Here is a 15,278-nt window from a genome sequence, read left to right as displayed (position 1 = left end):
GGTTCCTCCTCTAATTCTGCTTTATTTTTACTCAACCACCAGCTGTGCCTCGGTAACAGCGTTGTTCATGGGGTCATGGTCGCCCTCCAGCTCAAAGGTGTTGTACTGCAAGGTAATGTCATAGGTGCCTGGGCTCAGCTTCCGTGTGAGCTCAGGGTCTTTGATCTCACTGCCTGGAGGCATGAGCTTGGACTCGTAAATCACCCGGTTTCGGTCTTTTGTCTTCACGACTACCTGGAAATAGCAAGGGTTCCCCTCTGGGTTCACCAGGTTCCATTTGGTTTTGCCGTCGGTATTGGCAGTGATGACCGTATAGCCGGGAATGTTAATGTTTTCACGCTGGGGTACGTTCTGGGTAGGCACAGCCGCGGCGCTGGGGTCAATGTCCAGCTTCTGCGGGAACCAGGTGTTCCAGTTCAGTGCGCAGTATACTGCTGCCGCCAGCAGCGCGACGCCCAACAGGGCCAGCACCAGTGTTTTATGGCTGCGTTTCCCCACAACGGCCACAAAAACATCGTCATCGACTCTCGCGTAGCCAACGACGCTGTTGATAAGGCCTTTAAATTCACTGCCTCGGTACACGGATATCTGGTGGCCCTCGCTATCTTCCAGCCGCTGGGCAACCGTGTACTGGCCTTCTTTTATTTTTCCAATCCCCCCGGCCACTCTATAGCCGCCCTGGGGATAGAGGGTTTTCATCTGTTTTAAGGTATAGTAGCCGGTGGTATAGCCCGTGGCGGGATCGGTATACCGGCCACCGTAATTACTTTCTTGTTTTAACTGTGTACTCACGTTTATACTTCTCCTTTAAAAAGCTTTCTCTCAAGAGAGAGCCGCGGCGGGGGTTTTTGGCGCTCCCCGCCGCGGGTGGAATAGGGTAAAAAAAGATATGCTTTTCAGCATTTTATTTCAGACTCCAGAAATGACGCTTTCTGGTGATGGGGGAGACGATGATATCCTCCTCCTCCTTCTCTGTCATGAAACCATTAATCTGGAACAGCGCTTTAACCAGGTAGTCATCAAACTGGATATTGCGTTTTCCTTCCATTATTTCTTTGGCCGCTGCCTCGGTAAGGGCTGGGCAGCCGGGTGTTTCGTGGGTCAGGTTATCCCAGGTGTCGGCGACGGCGCAGAGCCGGCCTACCAGGACGATTTCCTGACTTTTTCGTCCGGCAGGGTAGCCAAAACCGTTCAGCCATTCATGGTGGTAGAGACAGGCATCGCTGGCAATGCTAAAAAAGACAATGCTTTGTTCATCTCTCTCATCCTCTCTGGCCTGGCGATACAATTCGCTGAAAAAAGTGCCTCCCTTTTCCGGATGTTCTTTTATATTCTTGTCGCTGCACATGGCTTTGCCGATATCGTGGTAGTAAAAGGGCAGCTTTCCACGCCAGCGCCAGATCTCCTCAAATTCCTGCCACTCCAGTACAGCCAGCAGCTCGCGAACGAGGTCACCGGTACGTCTGCAGTGGTCTCTTACGGCTTTGCTGCATGTATTAAAGCTCTCATTCAGCTTTTTTTCCAACATGCTTTTCCTCTCCTCCAATAAAAAAAGTTATACTGTCTTTTCTGTTAACAGTATAACCTTCTCCAAAATATCGGGCATCGACCAAAAGGGATGATTTATATCAGACTGAGTTTCTCAGCCTTTTTGATGGCATCAGCCTTTTTGGATACCTGAAGCTTATTATAAATATTGCGAATATGGGTCTTGACAGTCGGCAGGCCAATTTTCAGTTCTGTTCCGATTTGCTTGCGGGCGTAGCCCCTGCACAGCAAGGTCAGTATTTCTTTTTCTCTGACTGTAAGACCCGCGGCACAGATGCCGTGATAGTTCTCATACAAATCATTAAAATGGCGGCAGTCCTCCAGCACAGGCTCTGCATCCTCCGGTTTCAAGCGGCAGAGCATGGCAAGAACATGGGGGGACAGCTCGATCAGAGGACTGTAGTATCCATCTGGCCGCATATCCGAGAGCAGGCTCTTTAATATGGGTGCGCCGTCCCCTCCCTGCTGCTCGACCGCAATGGCCTTGAACAGACGGGCGTAGATCTCGCCGATGATAAAATGGTTCCGTCTGGAATGTTCCAGCAGAAGCTCGGCGTGAATCTCAAGCTTGATGGGGTTGTTCTCCAGAATTTCTGCCATGCCGTGGACAATGGCGATGATACCCTTGCCCTGAGGCGGCGCTGTATAGTATTCGGTGTCGCCCTTTTTCAGCCATACGGGAATCTCGTCTGAGCGTCCCATCACGGCGCTCACAAAGCCAAGAGCGATCTCTGCGCTCTGGCGCTGGCTTGGAATATCGCTGTTTGCAGCGGCTTCCTCCATTTTTTTACGGCAGCTGCGGATTTTTTTCTCATCGCCCAGATACAGCTCAAGCCGCATCTGCTGAAACAGGGCTGAAATAAGGATGCTTTTCTGCTTTTTTTCTTTTGCCTTAATCTGGGCCTTTTCGATGGCATTCTGTGCCTTGGACCACTGCCCAAGCCCCATGGCATACTCAGCCTCCAGGATATACTCATGTCCAGCGCCGCACCCTCCGGAAACATGGGTATAATACCAGCCATCCTTTTTCAGCCGGTCTAATATCTGCCGCAGGCCGCCAAAGCGGCTGTGATATAAGTACAGGATACTGGGGCAGCCAAAGGTAAAATCCATCTGGCTCCACTGTATCTGGGATTCGCCTCCCTCAAAGGCCTCGTAAGCCTGCCGGTGTCGTATCGACATTTCTTCCAGATCATTGAATACCGCATAGCTTTCGATAAGGGCAATCTCACCCAGGATGCGCTTTTTATTGGGCAGGTTGGGGTTTTTCCGATAAACAGCCTTTGCCTCCTCCAGAAGTTCCAACGCTCTCTCAGCGTCTACCACCACCAGATAAGAACACAGAAAGGACAGATATGCCCGCGGGTGGCTGAGTCTTTTCCATGGCGGTATCGCCTTAAAGCTCTCAATAATGAGTGACGGAGCCTGATCCAGCAGCTCAGTAGCGCCTTTCTGCTCCATGATTTCCAGGATAGCGTCGTCGTTTCCTGCTCTGCGGTAAGCATTAATCGCCTCCAGAGGCTTTTCCTGCCGCTGATACCACACACCGTTCTGGCGGTTGAGCTCCTGAATTTCTGCCTGACTGAGCAGATTCTGCTGATTTACCACGTTTTTTAAAATGGTGTGCAGCTGGTAGGTTCTGCTCTGGGTATGGTAGTGAATAAAGCAGTTTTTGCGCAGCATCTGCTGCACTACGGCGGCTGCTTCAGGCGCACCCGTGACAAAGGATGCCTGCTCCAGGGTAAAGGTGTTGAGCTGAGACAGCTGAACCAGTATCTTTTGTTCGGCCTGTCCCATCTTTTCACAGATGGCTGTCCATACAAATTTTTCTGCCTTATCAATAGCGTCCAGCCTGTGGGTTTCTGCGTATTGAAGCAGCGATAAATAGACGGTCGCCGTCCAGCCGCCGCAGTAGGCGTTCAGCTTTCTTACCGCCTCGCCTTCAAGAGGAAAGCCATTCTGCCTGTAAAAAATTTGTATTTCTCCTGCTGTAAAGTTAAGGCTTTCCTGGCCGATGATGGTACAGCGTCCCTTGATTTCCAGCTCGTAGAACACTGGCTCCGGCGGGTTTCGGGAGATCAGGATGAGCCGCAGATTTTGGGGCTGCTCCTTTGCGATGATCGCCGCCAGGCGTTTCAGGTGCAGATTCTGCACCAGATGGAAATCATCGATGACCAGCAGGATATCCTGACTAAGCTGTTGGGTCAGAATATCCATGATCCTGCCCACATCGCTGCTGCTCTGGGGAATTCCCGCCTCTGACAGTGCTGACGCCAGTTCTGGCAGTCTCTGCCCCAGCGTCTGTACAAATCTTCCCCAGGCCCACTGCTCATCCATAACCTCATCTGGACAGGTAAACCAGACTGCCGGCGGGCCTCCGGACTTTTTCAGGTACATTTCCACACTGGTCGTTTTTCCTGATCCCATGAGACCATACAGGTACACCAGCGGCTTCTGTCTGCTCCGCAGCAGCAGCTTTTGCAATTTCTGACGCTCCAGCATCTTGGGTTTAAACGCGTTTTCTAACATAACCATTATCCTCTCTTATACGATGGTTTAAACGTTGTGCCAAAAAGCATACTTTTTGACACATTAAAAAGCGTTAAAACAATATTTGAAAAACTTATATAAGCATGTTATAATCATACCGATATTCTTTATATTCCATTTTTTTATTAAAATTTCTCTGTGTCAAAAAGTATACTTTTTGGCACATTTTGAGTCTCACATTTCATGAATACGCCGGTAAAAGGTCCGCACACTGACCCCCAGCAGCTCAGCTGCCTGGCGTGCCGATACTTCCTTTTCGCAATAGCGGCTGTAAACTGCTTTAAAGTTATGCTCGGTCCTTATTTTAGGACGTCCAAATTTCACACCCTTTTCCCGCGCTTTGGCAATGCCCTCCTGTTGTGTTTGATGAATATAATCCAGATTCTGCTGCGCCACAAAGGATAATATCTGTAATACGAGATCGCTGATAAAGGTGCCAATAAGTCCCTTGTACTGGCTGGTGTCCAGCAGCGGCATATCCATTACCCTTATATCTGCGCCAATTTCCTTGGTAATGCGCCGCCATTCCACGATGATCTCCTCATAATTGCGTCCCAGACGGTCCAGACTTTTAATAATGAGAAGATCGCCTTTTTTTAATTTTCTCACCAGCCGCTTATAGGCGTTTCGCTCAAAATCTTTTCCACTTTGTTTGTCGCAGAATATATTTTTAGTTGATATTTCTTTCTCCTTTAGTTCATCTATCTGACGGTCTAAATTCTGCCCTACGGTAGAGACGCGCGCATAGCCATATACCTGTTTTTTATGAGTGTTGTCTTTCTTTTTTAACCGATACATGCGTTGTTTCCTTTCAGTTTTAATCGCCTTTATTTTTTACCTTTTCCATAACAAACCTCTTTCTCAATATATTCCATTTAAAATTAAATTTCCCTGTTAATGATACCTTAAATCAATGCCAAAACAGCCCGTAAGGCAGAAAACAAAACAGCCTGCCGAAACCCTGAGGGATTTCAGCAGGCTGTTTGACCATTTTAAGTATTCTCCCGGACGGGCCGGCAGGGGCTTCCGATCGCAACCTTATCTGATGGGATATCCTTTGTCACCACACTGCCCGCGCCGATGACCACATTATCGCCAATGGTGACACCGGGCAGGATTATGGCCCCGCCGCCGATCCAGACATTGTCGCCGATGACAACCGGCGCGGTCTGGGTCTTGCAGAAGGCAAAGCTCCCGTCCTGCCTGGCTTCCCCAAACCGGTCCGCCGCCCTGGTCGGATGAAAGGCGGTGTATATCTGAACATTGGGCGCGATGAGGGCATTGTCCCCGATGACGATTTTATTATCGTCCAAAAATGTGCAGTTCATATTGACCTCGCAGTTCTCACCAAAGCAGATGTTGACGCCATAATCCACATAAAACGGCGGTGTTATCCACAGGTTTGCACCACGCTTTCCCAGCAGCGCTGTCAGAATCTGGTCCTTCTCCTCCAGCGCCTCTGAGGCGGTCTGGTTGTAGGCCCGCACCAGGTCCTTGGCTTTGTGCCACTGCGCCAGCAGCTCCGGATCGTTGCAGTCGTACAGCTCACCCGCCAGCATTTTTTCTCTTTCGGTCATTTTGCTCACCTCATTTCATTCTATCTTCTACAGCAGATATCCCTATCTTAGCACATCTGAACGCCAATGGATACACAGAGCCGCGGCTGTTTTTTGTTTCGCAGGCGGGATTATGGATAAATATAATTAAAACTAAAGCCTTATAGGAGGTACTATCATGACTAAAAATAAATTGATCCCGGTTCTTCAGCTGATTCTCGCCATTGTCGTTGTCGAGCTGGTGGGCTTTTGCTCCTCACTTCTGGCCGGAGACATCGCCGGCAAATACGCCATGCTCAACAAGGCGCCCCTGTCCCCGCCCGGCTCAGTATTCGGGCCGGTCTGGATTGTGCTCTACCTGCTCATGGGCGTCGCCATTTTTCTGGTTTTACGGACCAATACGGACGACCGGCTCAAGCGTTCCGCTATCGGGCTGTTTGTCATTCAGCTGCTCCTCAACTTTTTGTGGAGTATCCTCTTTTTCGGCGGCAGCTCCTTCTGGCTGGCGGCTGTTATCATCCTGCTTCTGGACGCGGCCGTCATCGCCTGCATTGTCTGGTTTAAAAAAATCTCCACCCTGGCAGCGGGCCTCATGGTGCCCTACCTCCTCTGGATTCTGTTCGCCACCTATCTGAACATCGCGTTCGCCATTCTCAATTAGCGCGGTAAAAAAGGGATCATTTTTCACCCTGCTGCCGCTTTGTTTTCTTTCCTTATCACACGCTGTTAATCTTAAAATAAATTTTCATCTCTACTGAAAGCCGCTGTCCGCAGCCCATAGAACCAAAATGAGGTAGGGTCTGAAACAGACCCTACCTCATTTATTGATCTCTTTTTTCTTTTTATGAATGCTGTAAATCAAATTCGCGCCCAGAATCAGGGCCACAATGTAGCCGATGGTGCCCAGGGCGGGGATGCCCAGCAGCTTTGGCTCCATATTCGTGGTACTGATAAAGCTGGAGCCGATGAGCAGCGCGGCGGCGATGATACACTTCACAATTTTGTTGACCATCTGGTCAATGGTGTTCAGCGGCTCCTCGGAGCCGGTAATCTCCAGATTGATCTTTGTCTGCCCCTTGACTGTCATGCGCAGCAGATCCAGCGCCTGGCCGGGCAGGCTCAGGGTGCTTTTGGCCGCGCCGTACAGCTCACGCCCCAGCTCAAGGGCTTCCCGTTTGGGGTCCAGGTTCTCAAGGCGCTCGGCGGACATATGGTTGATCATGATCTGCACCACGTTGGTCTCTGGGGCCAGCATGCTCAGCACGCCCTCAATGGTCAGCGAACCGCGGGCCAGCATGGTCACGCCCTTTGGCATGGCGATATGATGGTCGTTGGCCAGCTGAAGCAGGTCCTCCATCATGGTGCCGATGTTTATGCTGCCCAGCTCCATGCTGCCGTACTCGTCCATCATATTGTCAATATCGGAATACAGCCTGGCGTGGTTGATCCGGCCGGTGTGCACGCCAAGGGACAGCACCACGTTCTTCATGGCGTCCACGTCGCCTGTCGCCATGGCCTCCACGGCCTGCTTGAACAGGTCCTTGTCCTTTGAGGAGAGGGTGCCCATCATGCCCAGGTCGATAAAGACAATCTGGCCGTCGCGGACGCGGATATTGCCCGGGTGCGGGTCGGCGTGGAAAAAGCCGTCGTCGATGACCTGCTTGACATAGTTCTCCGAAAGCTTGAGGGCGATCTCGTCCAGATCGTAGCCCAGCTCCGTGAGCCGGCCAGTCTGGTCGATCTCCTCGCCGGCGATGTATTCCATCACCAGCACCCTGGAGGTGGTGTGCTTATGGTAAATGACAGGGCTGGTCACATAGGCGATGTCCCGGTTGAGCTCGTAAAATTCGTCGGCGTTGTGGGCCTCGATCAAAAAGTCCATTTCCTGCTGGGCTGTAAACCACATTTCGTCCAGTACCATCTTAAAATCGATGGCGTTTCCGGTGCCGCCGGCGATTTTGAGCAGCGTGGCGGCCCTGTCCAGCAGCCCGATGTCGCGGGCCATGGTGTCCTTGATACCGGGGCGCTGCACCTTGACCACCACAGAGCTGCCGTCCTTCAGCTCTGCCTGGTGCACCTGGGCGATGGAGGCCGAACCCAGAGGTTTCCGGTCCAGAAAAGTAAAGATCTCGTTCAGGGGTTTTCCATACTCCTCCTCGATGACCGCCACCACGTCCTCGAAGTCCATGGGACGCACCTCGGTTCTGAGCTTTGTAAGCTCACGACAGTACTCAGCCGGAAGGATGTCCTGGCGCATGGAAAGCACCTGTCCAAGCTTGACAAAGGTCGGGCCCAGATCCTCGATGATGAGCCGCAGCTTGACCGGTGTGATGCCTTTGACAATATCGTATTTAGCCAGTATCGCCATGATTTCCCTCAGGCGCTGTCTGTTGTATTCTTTTGCTTTTCCAGCGCCTGAGGGCTCTTTTTCATGGTTTAATGGGTTATTCTGCGTCTTTGACCTCTGCGTCTTCTGCATTTTCACGCTCCATTCGGGCCAGCTTGTCCTTGATGGCCTGTAATTCTTCCGGACTCATTTTGTCCATGGTCTCAACCACCTTATCCACAGATGGCTCATCGTCCTTGACGACAACGGTCACGTTTTCCTTGACCTTGTCCCGGATGTTGCGCTTCAGCTCTTCGTTCATCACCTTGCCCTGCTCCACAGTCAGCTCGCCCTTTTCAACCAGCTGGTTGATGAGCTCCTGAGATTTCTCAGCAGTGGTCGCCACTGCACCCACGCCTGCCAACAGTACTTTTCTCAGCTCTTCGCCTAAGTTAAAACTTGCCATTTTAATTCTCCTTTGCTTTTGGAAATCTTGAATCATAAAACATTGATAAAATGGTCATGCGCTGCAAAGCCGCAAAATACTTTACAAGTGGAAGCAGGAAGGTTGAAAGTGGAAGGTTTTTGATTCAGGCAGCGGCCGCAGGCCGCTTCCAATCAAATGTGCAGCGCACATTTGTTCCTGAACTTTCCACTTTCCATTTTCAACTTTCAACTGCAAAAGCCTCTTTATTGCAATTTACCGCTTCACGATCTTTTTCATCACTGCCTTTTTCTGCCGTTTGCTGTTATTTCATTATAACACAGCGTTCTTTAAATTCAGTTTAATTTTACCCCTCTAGAGATATTTATAAACAGCGGCCTCAATTTCCATAAAGGATTTTCCCGTTTCTCCGGCAATCCGCTTCAGATCCTCGTATTCCGGGCTGCGCTTGGCAATGCCGTCATAGGTGCAGGACTTGACGCGGACCGGGCCAAAGGGCGTGTCCACCGTCTCGATCGCCCGGTTCATGACCGCGCGGTCAACCTGATATTTGCGCAGGCCGATGCTGCTGGTCTGCGCGAAGATATAGCGGGTGAGCGCCTCTGCCCTCTCAGCGTCACAGATCACGGTCAGCTTGATGGCCGGCCGGTTTTTCTTCATATAGATGGGCGTGTAAAAGGCGTCGCGCACACCCTGCTCAAAGAGGCCCTCCAGCACGTAGCCGGCCGTCTCGCCGGTCATGTCGTCAATGTTGGTCTCCATGACCAGGATACCACTGTCCGCCTCGTGGGTGTGTCCCACAAAAAGGCGCAGGCCGTTCAGGATCTCAAACTCGCGGTCGCCAAAGCCATAGCCGACGGTGTCCACCGCCATCTGCGGAAAGCCGGCCGAATAGCTGGCCAGCTCGGCGAGGATGGCCATGCCCGTCGGGGTTGCGGACTCACCGTCCACGCCCTTCGCGTAAATGGGAAAATCGGTTTTTCCGATGATCTCCGCTGTGGCGGGCGCCGGCACTGGCAGCAGGCCGTGGGCGCATTTCACAAAGCCCTGGCCCGCGTTCACCGCGGAGCCATACACCACGTCGGGCGCAATATCGTGAAAGCAGATGGCCGCGCCCACAATATCCACAATGGAATCCACTGCGCCCACCTCATGGAAGTGCACCTGCTCCATGGGCACGCCGTGAACCTTGCCCTCGGCCTCGGCCACACGCCTGAAAATGGCGATGGCCGTTTTCTTGACCGCCTCGTCCAGGCCGCTGCTCTCAATGATCTTCACAATGTCACCGAAATGGCGGTGGGCATGCTCGTGACGGTCCATGACCACGTGGCACTTGGTCCCGGTGATGCCCCGCTTCTGGGTTTTCTCGATCTCCAGATGAAAGCCCGGCACGCCCAGCCTGGCCAGCTCGCGCTCCAGGTGCGCGGGGTCTGCGCCAATGTCCAGAAAGGCGCCCAGCGTCATGTCGCCGCTGATGCCTGCAAAACAGTCAAAATATAATACTTTCATGGTCCCTCCTGCTAAAGTTGATTGATTTTTGAGGCCAGACAGGCCGCCCCAAAGCCATTGTCGATATTGACCACCCCGATGCCTCCTGCACAGGAGGTCAGCATGCCCAGAAGGGCCGAGACGCCGCCGAAATTGGCGCCGTATCCGATGCTGGTGGGCACCGCGACCACTGGTTTATCGGTCAGGCCGCCCACCACGCTGGCCAGCGCGCCCTCCATACCAGCCACCACGATGATGACCCGGGCATGGTTGATAACGTCCACGTTGTCGAGGAGCCGGTGTATGCCGGCCACGCCCACGTCGTACAGACGGTTTACCCGGTTTCCCATGACCTCGGCCGTCACAGCGGCCTCCTCTGCCACCGGAATATCCGATGTTCCGGCAGACACCACTGCGATGGTGCCCTCGGATACGCGGTAGGGCTCACGCTTCACCACCACAGACCGGGCTTCCTTATAGTAGACCGCATCCGGCGTCAGCTCGCGGATGGCCTCATAAACCTCCTCACTGGCGCGGGAGGCCAGAATATTGCCGGTCGTGCGGGCCAGCATATCCCGCACAATGCCGCGGATCTGGCCGAGGCTTTTGCCCGGGCTGTAGATCACCTCGGGAAAGCCGTTGCGCAGCTCCCTGTGGTAATCGACCTTGGCGTATTCAAGGTCGTGGTAGGGCAGCTCCTTAAGCTGCTCCAGCGCGTCCTCAACGCTCGTATCGTCGTTTTTAACCTGCGTCAGCAGGGCTTTCAGCTGTTCTGCGTTCATTTTTTCACCTCATTCATACTGCCGCACTGGTAACCCGAAAGGTCAAGGGTAACGGTTTTGAAGCCAATGGCTTTCAGGTTGCTCACCAGCTCCTGCCGCCTGTCCATGAGCAGCTCAAAATCTTCCTCGGCGCACTCGATCTTGGCCATGCTGCCGATATAGCGCAGCCGGTACTGGCGCAGGCCCAGCACCTTCAGGCATTCCTCGCCCTGCTCCACCATCAGCAGCTTTTTCCGCGTGATCGGCTCGCCTCCCGGGATACGGGTTGCCAGGCAGGCCATGGCGGGCTTTTGGGCTGTGGACAGCCCGTAAAAGGCGGAAAGGTCGCGGATATCCTGCTTGGTAAGGCCGGCTTTTATAAAGGGGCTTACCACCATCATTTCCTCCAGCGCCAGCAGGCCCGGGCGGTAATCGTCCAGGTCGTCCAGATTAGAGCCGTCAAAAATAACGTCGCAGCCCAGCTCCTGGGCATGGCCTTTGATCTGGGTAAAGATATTCTTTTTACAAAAGTAGCAGCGCTTCGGCCCGTTTTCCACGAATTCGGGCACTGAAAGCACGTCCACGTCCAGCACACACAGCGCGGCGCCCATGCTCTGGGCCAGCGCTTTTGCGTCCCCGAACTCAGACCGCGGCATCATGCTGCCGTTAACCGTCATCGGCACCGCCGCCGCGCCCAGGGTTTCCACTGCCACCCGGAGCAGCAGGGTGCTGTCCACGCCGCCGGAAAAAGCGATACACGGCTTTTCATAGCTCCGGATCACATCCTTCAGGCTGTCCAGCTTTTTGGCCAGCGCTTTATCTAAAGTGTTCATTGTTCTCTCTCCTGATTATCATAATACCCTTATTATACGCTTTCCTGACCATAAAAAAAAGACCAGCTTTAAGCTGATCTTATATCTGCCCATTTCTTTCACTCACCCCCAGTCAGAGCCGGATAACAGCTGGTCTGGAGCCGCAGCTTCTCCGTTTCCATAGAATGGCAATATTATACGCCTGATCACACAGAAAGGAAAGCCTGTCAAAATATTTCTCACGGCCAAATGTTGACACGGGTGTGCAAAAAAAGAAAAAAGACCAGCATTGCTGATCCGATAAACAAAATGGCAAGGGTGGCAGGATTCGAACCTGCGAATGATGGAGTCAGAGTCCATTGCCTTACCGCTTGGCGACACCCCTACAGCGTACTCCGTTCTGAGCACGATACTTATTTTAGCTTTTTTTACAGGATTTGTCAAGAAAATATTTCCAATTTTTCTCAAAAATATTTTGCTGGAATAAAAGCTCCCCCGGCACACATGCTGCGCAGCGAATAGCGCTCCATTTTCCATTAAAAAAGCGGTACGGTCCGTTCCAGACCATACCCCTATTCCATTATATGCTCCATTCCCTGGTTAAAAATCGCGCGGACGTGCTCGTCAGCCAGTGAATAGAAAATCGTTTTTCCCTCCCGCCGGTTTTTAACCAGCTTGGACTGCTTGAGTACCCGGAGCTGATGGGAGATGGCGGACTGGCTCATGCTTAAAAGCTCGGCGATGTCGCAGACGCACATCTCAGCCTCAAAGAGAACACAGAGAATCTTGACCCGTGTGGAGTCCCCAAAAACCTTAAACAGCTCTGCAAGGTCGTAAAGGGTCTCCTCGTCGGGCATCCGGTCCATGACGGTTCTCACAATATCTTCATGCGCGTGGGCAAAATCACAGCGCTCAATGCCATTTTTATCAATCATGGATTCTTCCTTTCATATGAATGATCATTCATATATATTGTACCGAAGGCAGCTTGAAAAGTAAAGTTTTTTATTTAGCCGCCTTAAGCTTCTGGGCCAGCGTCTCGTGGTTCTGGCTGTACATGAGGGCTGTCTGCTCGGTAATGCGGCCCTGGCGGTACAGCTCGAGAAGGCTGGCGTCCATGGTGCACATGCCCTCCTTGGCGCCCGAGAAAATGGCCGAGTCGATCTGGTGCACCTTGCCGTCCCGGATCATGTTGCGGATGGCCGGCGTGACCAGCATGATCTCAAAGGCTGGCGTCAGGCTGCCGTCCACGGTGGGCACCAGCTGCTGGGACACCACGGCCTGCAGAATCATGGAAAGCTGCGTGCGTATCTGGTGCTGCTGGTTGGCGGAAAACACGTCAATGATCCGGTCGATGGTGTTGGCGGTGCCGGTGGTGTGCAGGGTCGAAAAGACCAGCTGCCCGGTCTCGGCCGCTGTCATGGCGATCTCGATGGTCTCAAGGTCTCTGAGCTCACCCAGGAGAATAACGTCCGGCGACTGCCGCAGCACAGCCTTCAGCGCGGTCACGTAGCTCTGGGAATCGTGGGGGATTTCACGCTGGGTCACAATGCACTGGTTGTGGCGGTGGATATACTCAATCGGGTCCTCCATGGTCACGATGTGCCCGCTCTTCTCACGGTTGATCTTGTCGATGATACAGGCCAGCGTTGTGGATTTCCCGCTGCCCGCGGGGCCAGTCACCAGCACCAGCCCGTTTTTCTTCTGGCTGAGATCCAGCACCGTCTGCGGAATCGACAGCGCCGCCGGGTCTGGCAGCCCAAAGGATACCACCCGGATCACCGCTGCCAGCGTGCCGCGCTGGCGGTACACATTGGCTCTGAAACGTCCGATCCCCTTCAGGGCAAAGGAGAAGTCATCGTCGCCGTTTTCCTCAAATTTCTCAATGGAGCGGCCGCCGGTCAGGTCGTAGATTTCACGGATCAGGCGCTCGGTCTCCTGAGGGGTGAACACCTCGCCCCCGCCCCGGACGATCTTACCGTCAATGCGGTAGGAGCAGGGAAAATTGGTGATGATGAAAATATCCGAAGCCTTCCGGGCCACTGACTCCTCCAGATAATCCAGTAATTCCATTGACTAAACGCCTCCCTTCCATAAATTCTTAGTATCGCTGTCTGTCTGCCACTCGCCGTCCGGCACAGTCTGCCACCGGATTACGGACACGCTGTCCCCCTCGACGCGCAGCTCGCTTTTCAGGGTAGCGGTGTCGCTGATCTCTGTGTCAAACCGGATCGTGGCGCTCTCCGGATCGTAGGTGACGCCCCGGTTCAGGGCTTCGAGAGCGCCCGGGTCTGGGCCGCTGGCCCTCAGCACGCCGTCGATCTGCGCCAGCGTTTCCTGGGCGTTGGCGTCAGCCTCGTAGTAGGCGCTCTGCATGGACAGGGATTTGTCCGCCATGCGCGCGTTGGCCGACGCGGTGGTCAGGCTCAGGACCGCCAGGCTCACCAGCAGAAAGACCACAAAAATCATAATGAGCGACACGACGCCCACGCTCATGCCCTGCCTGTTCTTACGCATCACTGCACCTCCGCTGGTTCTTTAAAATACTGAGCGCCGGACATGGTGTAGAGCGGCGCGGCGCCTTTGAGGGCTTCAAAACGCATTTTCTCAAGGCTCCCCGCGGTCTGGGCCACAGCCTCCGTGGTCACAGTAACACTGAACACCGCGGCATCCCTTGTTGTCATTTTCCAGTCCCTGTCGTAGAAAACGCGGACACTGCCGCCGGATTTTTCATAGCAGCCGTCCTTTAGGGCGCTGTCCAGGCTGCCGGTCCCCTTGATGGTCTCACACAGGGTCTGGCACTGGGCCGCCGCGCCGCGTTTGTCTAAAGCCTCGCTGCTCATGAGCCCGGCCTTTGCAAAGAGCTGCACGATGATGCAGCAGGCAATGGCAAAAAAGACAATGGTGATGATAAGCTCCACAAAAAAGCCTGATGATCTGAAGCGCTGTTTCACTGTGCATCACCCGCTTCCAGGCTGCCCACTCCCACAACACTCTGCGAAAAGGCGTGTACCGCGCCGTCCTTACCCGTCACCTCAAATTTCAGGAGCCCGCTTCCCTCCGCGCGCACACGCAGGGCGTCCAGATCTGCGACGCGCATGGCGTTGGCTGCCAGGCCGTCTGGCTGCCCGTCCAAAAAGGTGCTCTCATACAGGACGCCGTCCTGGCAGTAGATAACCGTCCGGTAGGCCTTTTCTCCGATGTGCTCCAGTATTTCCAGGCGGTCGCCGTCCCCTCTGTGGACCACTGTGATGGCATTCTCCCGGTTGTTCTGGCGCACCTTGGTGCTCAGGTAGGAGACCGCGACAGTGGCTTCCGCGGTGTCGTCGTAGTTGGCCTTGATGTGTTTGTAACTCTCCGAGCCCAGAAAGGTGAGGATCAGGGCCGACAGGGCAAACAGGCAGACCAGTGAAATCGGCAGGACAAAGGATGACAGCATGCTCTCGTTTTGTCTATTATGAAACATTTCCCGCTCCTTTCCTATTTGGGCACCACACGGATGTCCGGCATTATGTTGGACGCAAAGACATCGTAGTGGACAATGTAGTGATCCTGATCCACCACCACGCCGTAGTTATCCTTCAGGTAATCTAAGCTCGGCGGATAAAAGCCCTCCAGGGAATAGCACAGCACCGCTGAGTTCTCAAGGGCCGTTTCCAGCGTCTGGCCGCCGTCCGTATCCATGCTGGCAGACGCCCGGCTGAACAGCAGCCACACCAAAAGCACAATGACCGCAAAGATGATGACCGAGGGCAGAAAATGTATCTTATTCTTTTTCGTTTCCATTAAAAT

General features: G+C 53.5%; 17 protein-coding genes and 1 tRNA gene. 1 reads left to right on the top strand and 17 read right to left on the bottom strand.

All coding sequences use genetic code 11. The features are described 5' to 3' along the window. Window positions 1–27: 27 nt before the first annotated feature. The 5 genes from CPZ25_RS14755 to CPZ25_RS14735 all read right to left on the bottom strand — a co-directional run bounded on the left by CPZ25_RS14755 (window position 28) and on the right by CPZ25_RS14735 (window position 5,675). Complete coding sequence (locus tag CPZ25_RS14755; protein ID WP_096919122.1) at window positions 28–792, bottom strand: hypothetical protein; 765 nt, start codon at window positions 790–792, stop codon at window positions 28–30. A 112-nt stretch (window positions 793–904) separates the two neighbouring features. Then, entirely contained in the window at window positions 905–1,528 is a 624-nt protein-coding gene (locus CPZ25_RS14750; RefSeq protein ID WP_096919121.1) for an HD-GYP domain-containing protein, read from the bottom strand. 95 nt (window positions 1,529–1,623) lie between these two features. Further along, window positions 1,624–4,083, bottom strand: a complete 2,460-nt coding sequence (locus CPZ25_RS14745; RefSeq protein ID WP_096919120.1) for a helix-turn-helix transcriptional regulator — start codon at window positions 4,081–4,083, stop codon at window positions 1,624–1,626. A gap of 189 nt (window positions 4,084–4,272) precedes the next feature. Further along, window positions 4,273–4,896, bottom strand: a complete 624-nt coding sequence (locus tag CPZ25_RS14740; protein ID WP_058696027.1) for a recombinase family protein — start codon at window positions 4,894–4,896, stop codon at window positions 4,273–4,275. A gap of 194 nt (window positions 4,897–5,090) precedes the next feature. After that, window positions 5,091–5,675 carry a sugar O-acetyltransferase gene (locus CPZ25_RS14735; RefSeq protein WP_096919119.1) on the bottom strand — a complete coding sequence of 195 codons (585 nt, stop codon included), beginning with the start codon at window positions 5,673–5,675 and terminating at the stop codon, window positions 5,091–5,093. 157 nt (window positions 5,676–5,832) lie between these two features. Between CPZ25_RS14735 and CPZ25_RS14725 the strand changes: the two genes are divergently transcribed. After that, entirely contained in the window at window positions 5,833–6,315 is a 483-nt protein-coding gene (locus CPZ25_RS14725; protein ID WP_096919118.1) for a TspO/MBR family protein, read from the top strand. Between the two features lie 156 nt (window positions 6,316–6,471). On the opposite strand, the gene CPZ25_RS14720 is transcribed toward CPZ25_RS14725, so the two are convergent. From CPZ25_RS14720 to CPZ25_RS14665, 12 genes are all read right to left on the bottom strand, one after another. After that, complete coding sequence (locus tag CPZ25_RS14720) at window positions 6,472–8,133, bottom strand: ABC1 kinase family protein (RefSeq protein WP_096919117.1); 1,662 nt, start codon at window positions 8,131–8,133, stop codon at window positions 6,472–6,474. Continuing rightward, window positions 8,099–8,446: a phasin family protein gene (locus tag CPZ25_RS14715; protein ID WP_013378791.1), complete on the bottom strand. Its 348-nt coding sequence runs from the start codon at window positions 8,444–8,446 to the stop codon at window positions 8,099–8,101. Before CPZ25_RS14715 ends, CPZ25_RS14720 begins: the two co-directional genes overlap by 35 nt. 333 nt (window positions 8,447–8,779) lie before the next feature. After that, window positions 8,780–9,934 (bottom strand): nickel pincer cofactor biosynthesis protein LarC, encoded by a 1,155-nt coding sequence (gene larC / locus CPZ25_RS14710; RefSeq protein ID WP_096919116.1) that lies wholly within the window; start codon window positions 9,932–9,934, stop codon window positions 8,780–8,782. An 11-nt stretch (window positions 9,935–9,945) separates the two neighbouring features. Beyond that, entirely contained in the window at window positions 9,946–10,695 is a 750-nt protein-coding gene (larB, locus tag CPZ25_RS14705; protein ID WP_058696032.1) for a nickel pincer cofactor biosynthesis protein LarB, read from the bottom strand. Continuing rightward, window positions 10,692–11,507, bottom strand: a complete 816-nt coding sequence (larE, locus tag CPZ25_RS14700; RefSeq protein ID WP_074618395.1) for an ATP-dependent sacrificial sulfur transferase LarE — start codon at window positions 11,505–11,507, stop codon at window positions 10,692–10,694. The genes larB and larE overlap by 4 nt, the downstream gene beginning before the upstream one ends. A 289-nt stretch (window positions 11,508–11,796) precedes the next feature. Beyond that, a tRNA-Gln gene (locus CPZ25_RS14695) sits at window positions 11,797–11,871 on the bottom strand. Between the two features lie 187 nt (window positions 11,872–12,058). Then, the gene (locus CPZ25_RS14690) at window positions 12,059–12,421 is read right to left on the bottom strand and encodes an ArsR/SmtB family transcription factor (protein WP_013378785.1); all 363 of its coding nucleotides are present in this window, start codon (window positions 12,419–12,421) and stop codon (window positions 12,059–12,061) included. A 70-nt stretch (window positions 12,422–12,491) separates the two neighbouring features. Beyond that, the gene (locus CPZ25_RS14685; protein ID WP_058696034.1) at window positions 12,492–13,559 is read right to left on the bottom strand and encodes a type IV pilus twitching motility protein PilT; all 1,068 of its coding nucleotides are present in this window, start codon (window positions 13,557–13,559) and stop codon (window positions 12,492–12,494) included. 3 nt (window positions 13,560–13,562) lie between these two features. Further along, window positions 13,563–14,003 carry a hypothetical protein gene (locus CPZ25_RS14680; RefSeq protein WP_096919115.1) on the bottom strand — a complete coding sequence of 147 codons (441 nt, stop codon included), beginning with the start codon at window positions 14,001–14,003 and terminating at the stop codon, window positions 13,563–13,565. Beyond that, complete coding sequence (locus CPZ25_RS14675; protein ID WP_058696036.1) at window positions 14,003–14,440, bottom strand: hypothetical protein; 438 nt, start codon at window positions 14,438–14,440, stop codon at window positions 14,003–14,005. The genes CPZ25_RS14680 and CPZ25_RS14675 overlap by 1 nt, the downstream gene beginning before the upstream one ends. Next, window positions 14,437–14,952 (bottom strand): DUF4860 domain-containing protein, encoded by a 516-nt coding sequence (locus tag CPZ25_RS14670; protein WP_096919114.1) that lies wholly within the window; start codon window positions 14,950–14,952, stop codon window positions 14,437–14,439. Before CPZ25_RS14670 ends, CPZ25_RS14675 begins: the two co-directional genes overlap by 4 nt. Before the next feature lie 14 nt (window positions 14,953–14,966). Next, complete coding sequence (locus CPZ25_RS14665) at window positions 14,967–15,272, bottom strand: hypothetical protein (RefSeq protein ID WP_058696038.1); 306 nt, start codon at window positions 15,270–15,272, stop codon at window positions 14,967–14,969. Window positions 15,273–15,278 lie beyond the last annotated feature (6 nt).

Origin of the sequence: Eubacterium maltosivorans, from assembly GCF_002441855.2 — a bacterium.
GTDB classification, from domain to species: domain Bacteria; phylum Bacillota; class Clostridia; order Eubacteriales; family Eubacteriaceae; genus Eubacterium; species Eubacterium maltosivorans.
The sequence above is the reverse complement of the archived record's forward strand: the minus strand, read 5'-3'. Positions and strand labels throughout refer to the sequence as shown.

Coding starts and splice junctions, on each gene's coding strand:
- CPZ25_RS14750 (WP_096919121.1), bottom strand. CDS start 1,528: ATGTTGGAAAAAAAGCTGAATGAGAGCTTTAATACATGCAGCAAAGCC.
- CPZ25_RS14745 (WP_096919120.1), bottom strand. CDS start 4,083: ATGGTTATGTTAGAAAACGCGTTTAAACCCAAGATGCTGGAGCGTCAG.
- CPZ25_RS14740 (WP_058696027.1), bottom strand. CDS start 4,896: ATGTATCGGTTAAAAAAGAAAGACAACACTCATAAAAAACAGGTATAT.
- CPZ25_RS14735 (WP_096919119.1), bottom strand. CDS start 5,675: ATGACCGAAAGAGAAAAAATGCTGGCGGGTGAGCTGTACGACTGCAAC.
- CPZ25_RS14725 (WP_096919118.1), top strand. CDS start 5,833: ATGACTAAAAATAAATTGATCCCGGTTCTTCAGCTGATTCTCGCCATT.
- CPZ25_RS14720 (WP_096919117.1), bottom strand. CDS start 8,133: ATGCAGAAGACGCAGAGGTCAAAGACGCAGAATAACCCATTAAACCAT.
- CPZ25_RS14715 (WP_013378791.1), bottom strand. CDS start 8,446: ATGGCAAGTTTTAACTTAGGCGAAGAGCTGAGAAAAGTACTGTTGGCA.
- larC (WP_096919116.1), bottom strand. CDS start 9,934: ATGAAAGTATTATATTTTGACTGTTTTGCAGGCATCAGCGGCGACATG.
- larB (WP_058696032.1), bottom strand. CDS start 10,695: ATGAACGCAGAACAGCTGAAAGCCCTGCTGACGCAGGTTAAAAACGAC.
- larE (WP_074618395.1), bottom strand. CDS start 11,507: ATGAACACTTTAGATAAAGCGCTGGCCAAAAAGCTGGACAGCCTGAAG.
- CPZ25_RS14690 (WP_013378785.1), bottom strand. CDS start 12,421: ATGATTGATAAAAATGGCATTGAGCGCTGTGATTTTGCCCACGCGCAT.
- CPZ25_RS14685 (WP_058696034.1), bottom strand. CDS start 13,559: ATGGAATTACTGGATTATCTGGAGGAGTCAGTGGCCCGGAAGGCTTCG.
- CPZ25_RS14680 (WP_096919115.1), bottom strand. CDS start 14,003: ATGCGTAAGAACAGGCAGGGCATGAGCGTGGGCGTCGTGTCGCTCATT.
- CPZ25_RS14670 (WP_096919114.1), bottom strand. CDS start 14,952: ATGTTTCATAATAGACAAAACGAGAGCATGCTGTCATCCTTTGTCCTG.
- CPZ25_RS14665 (WP_058696038.1), bottom strand. CDS start 15,272: ATGGAAACGAAAAAGAATAAGATACATTTTCTGCCCTCGGTCATCATC.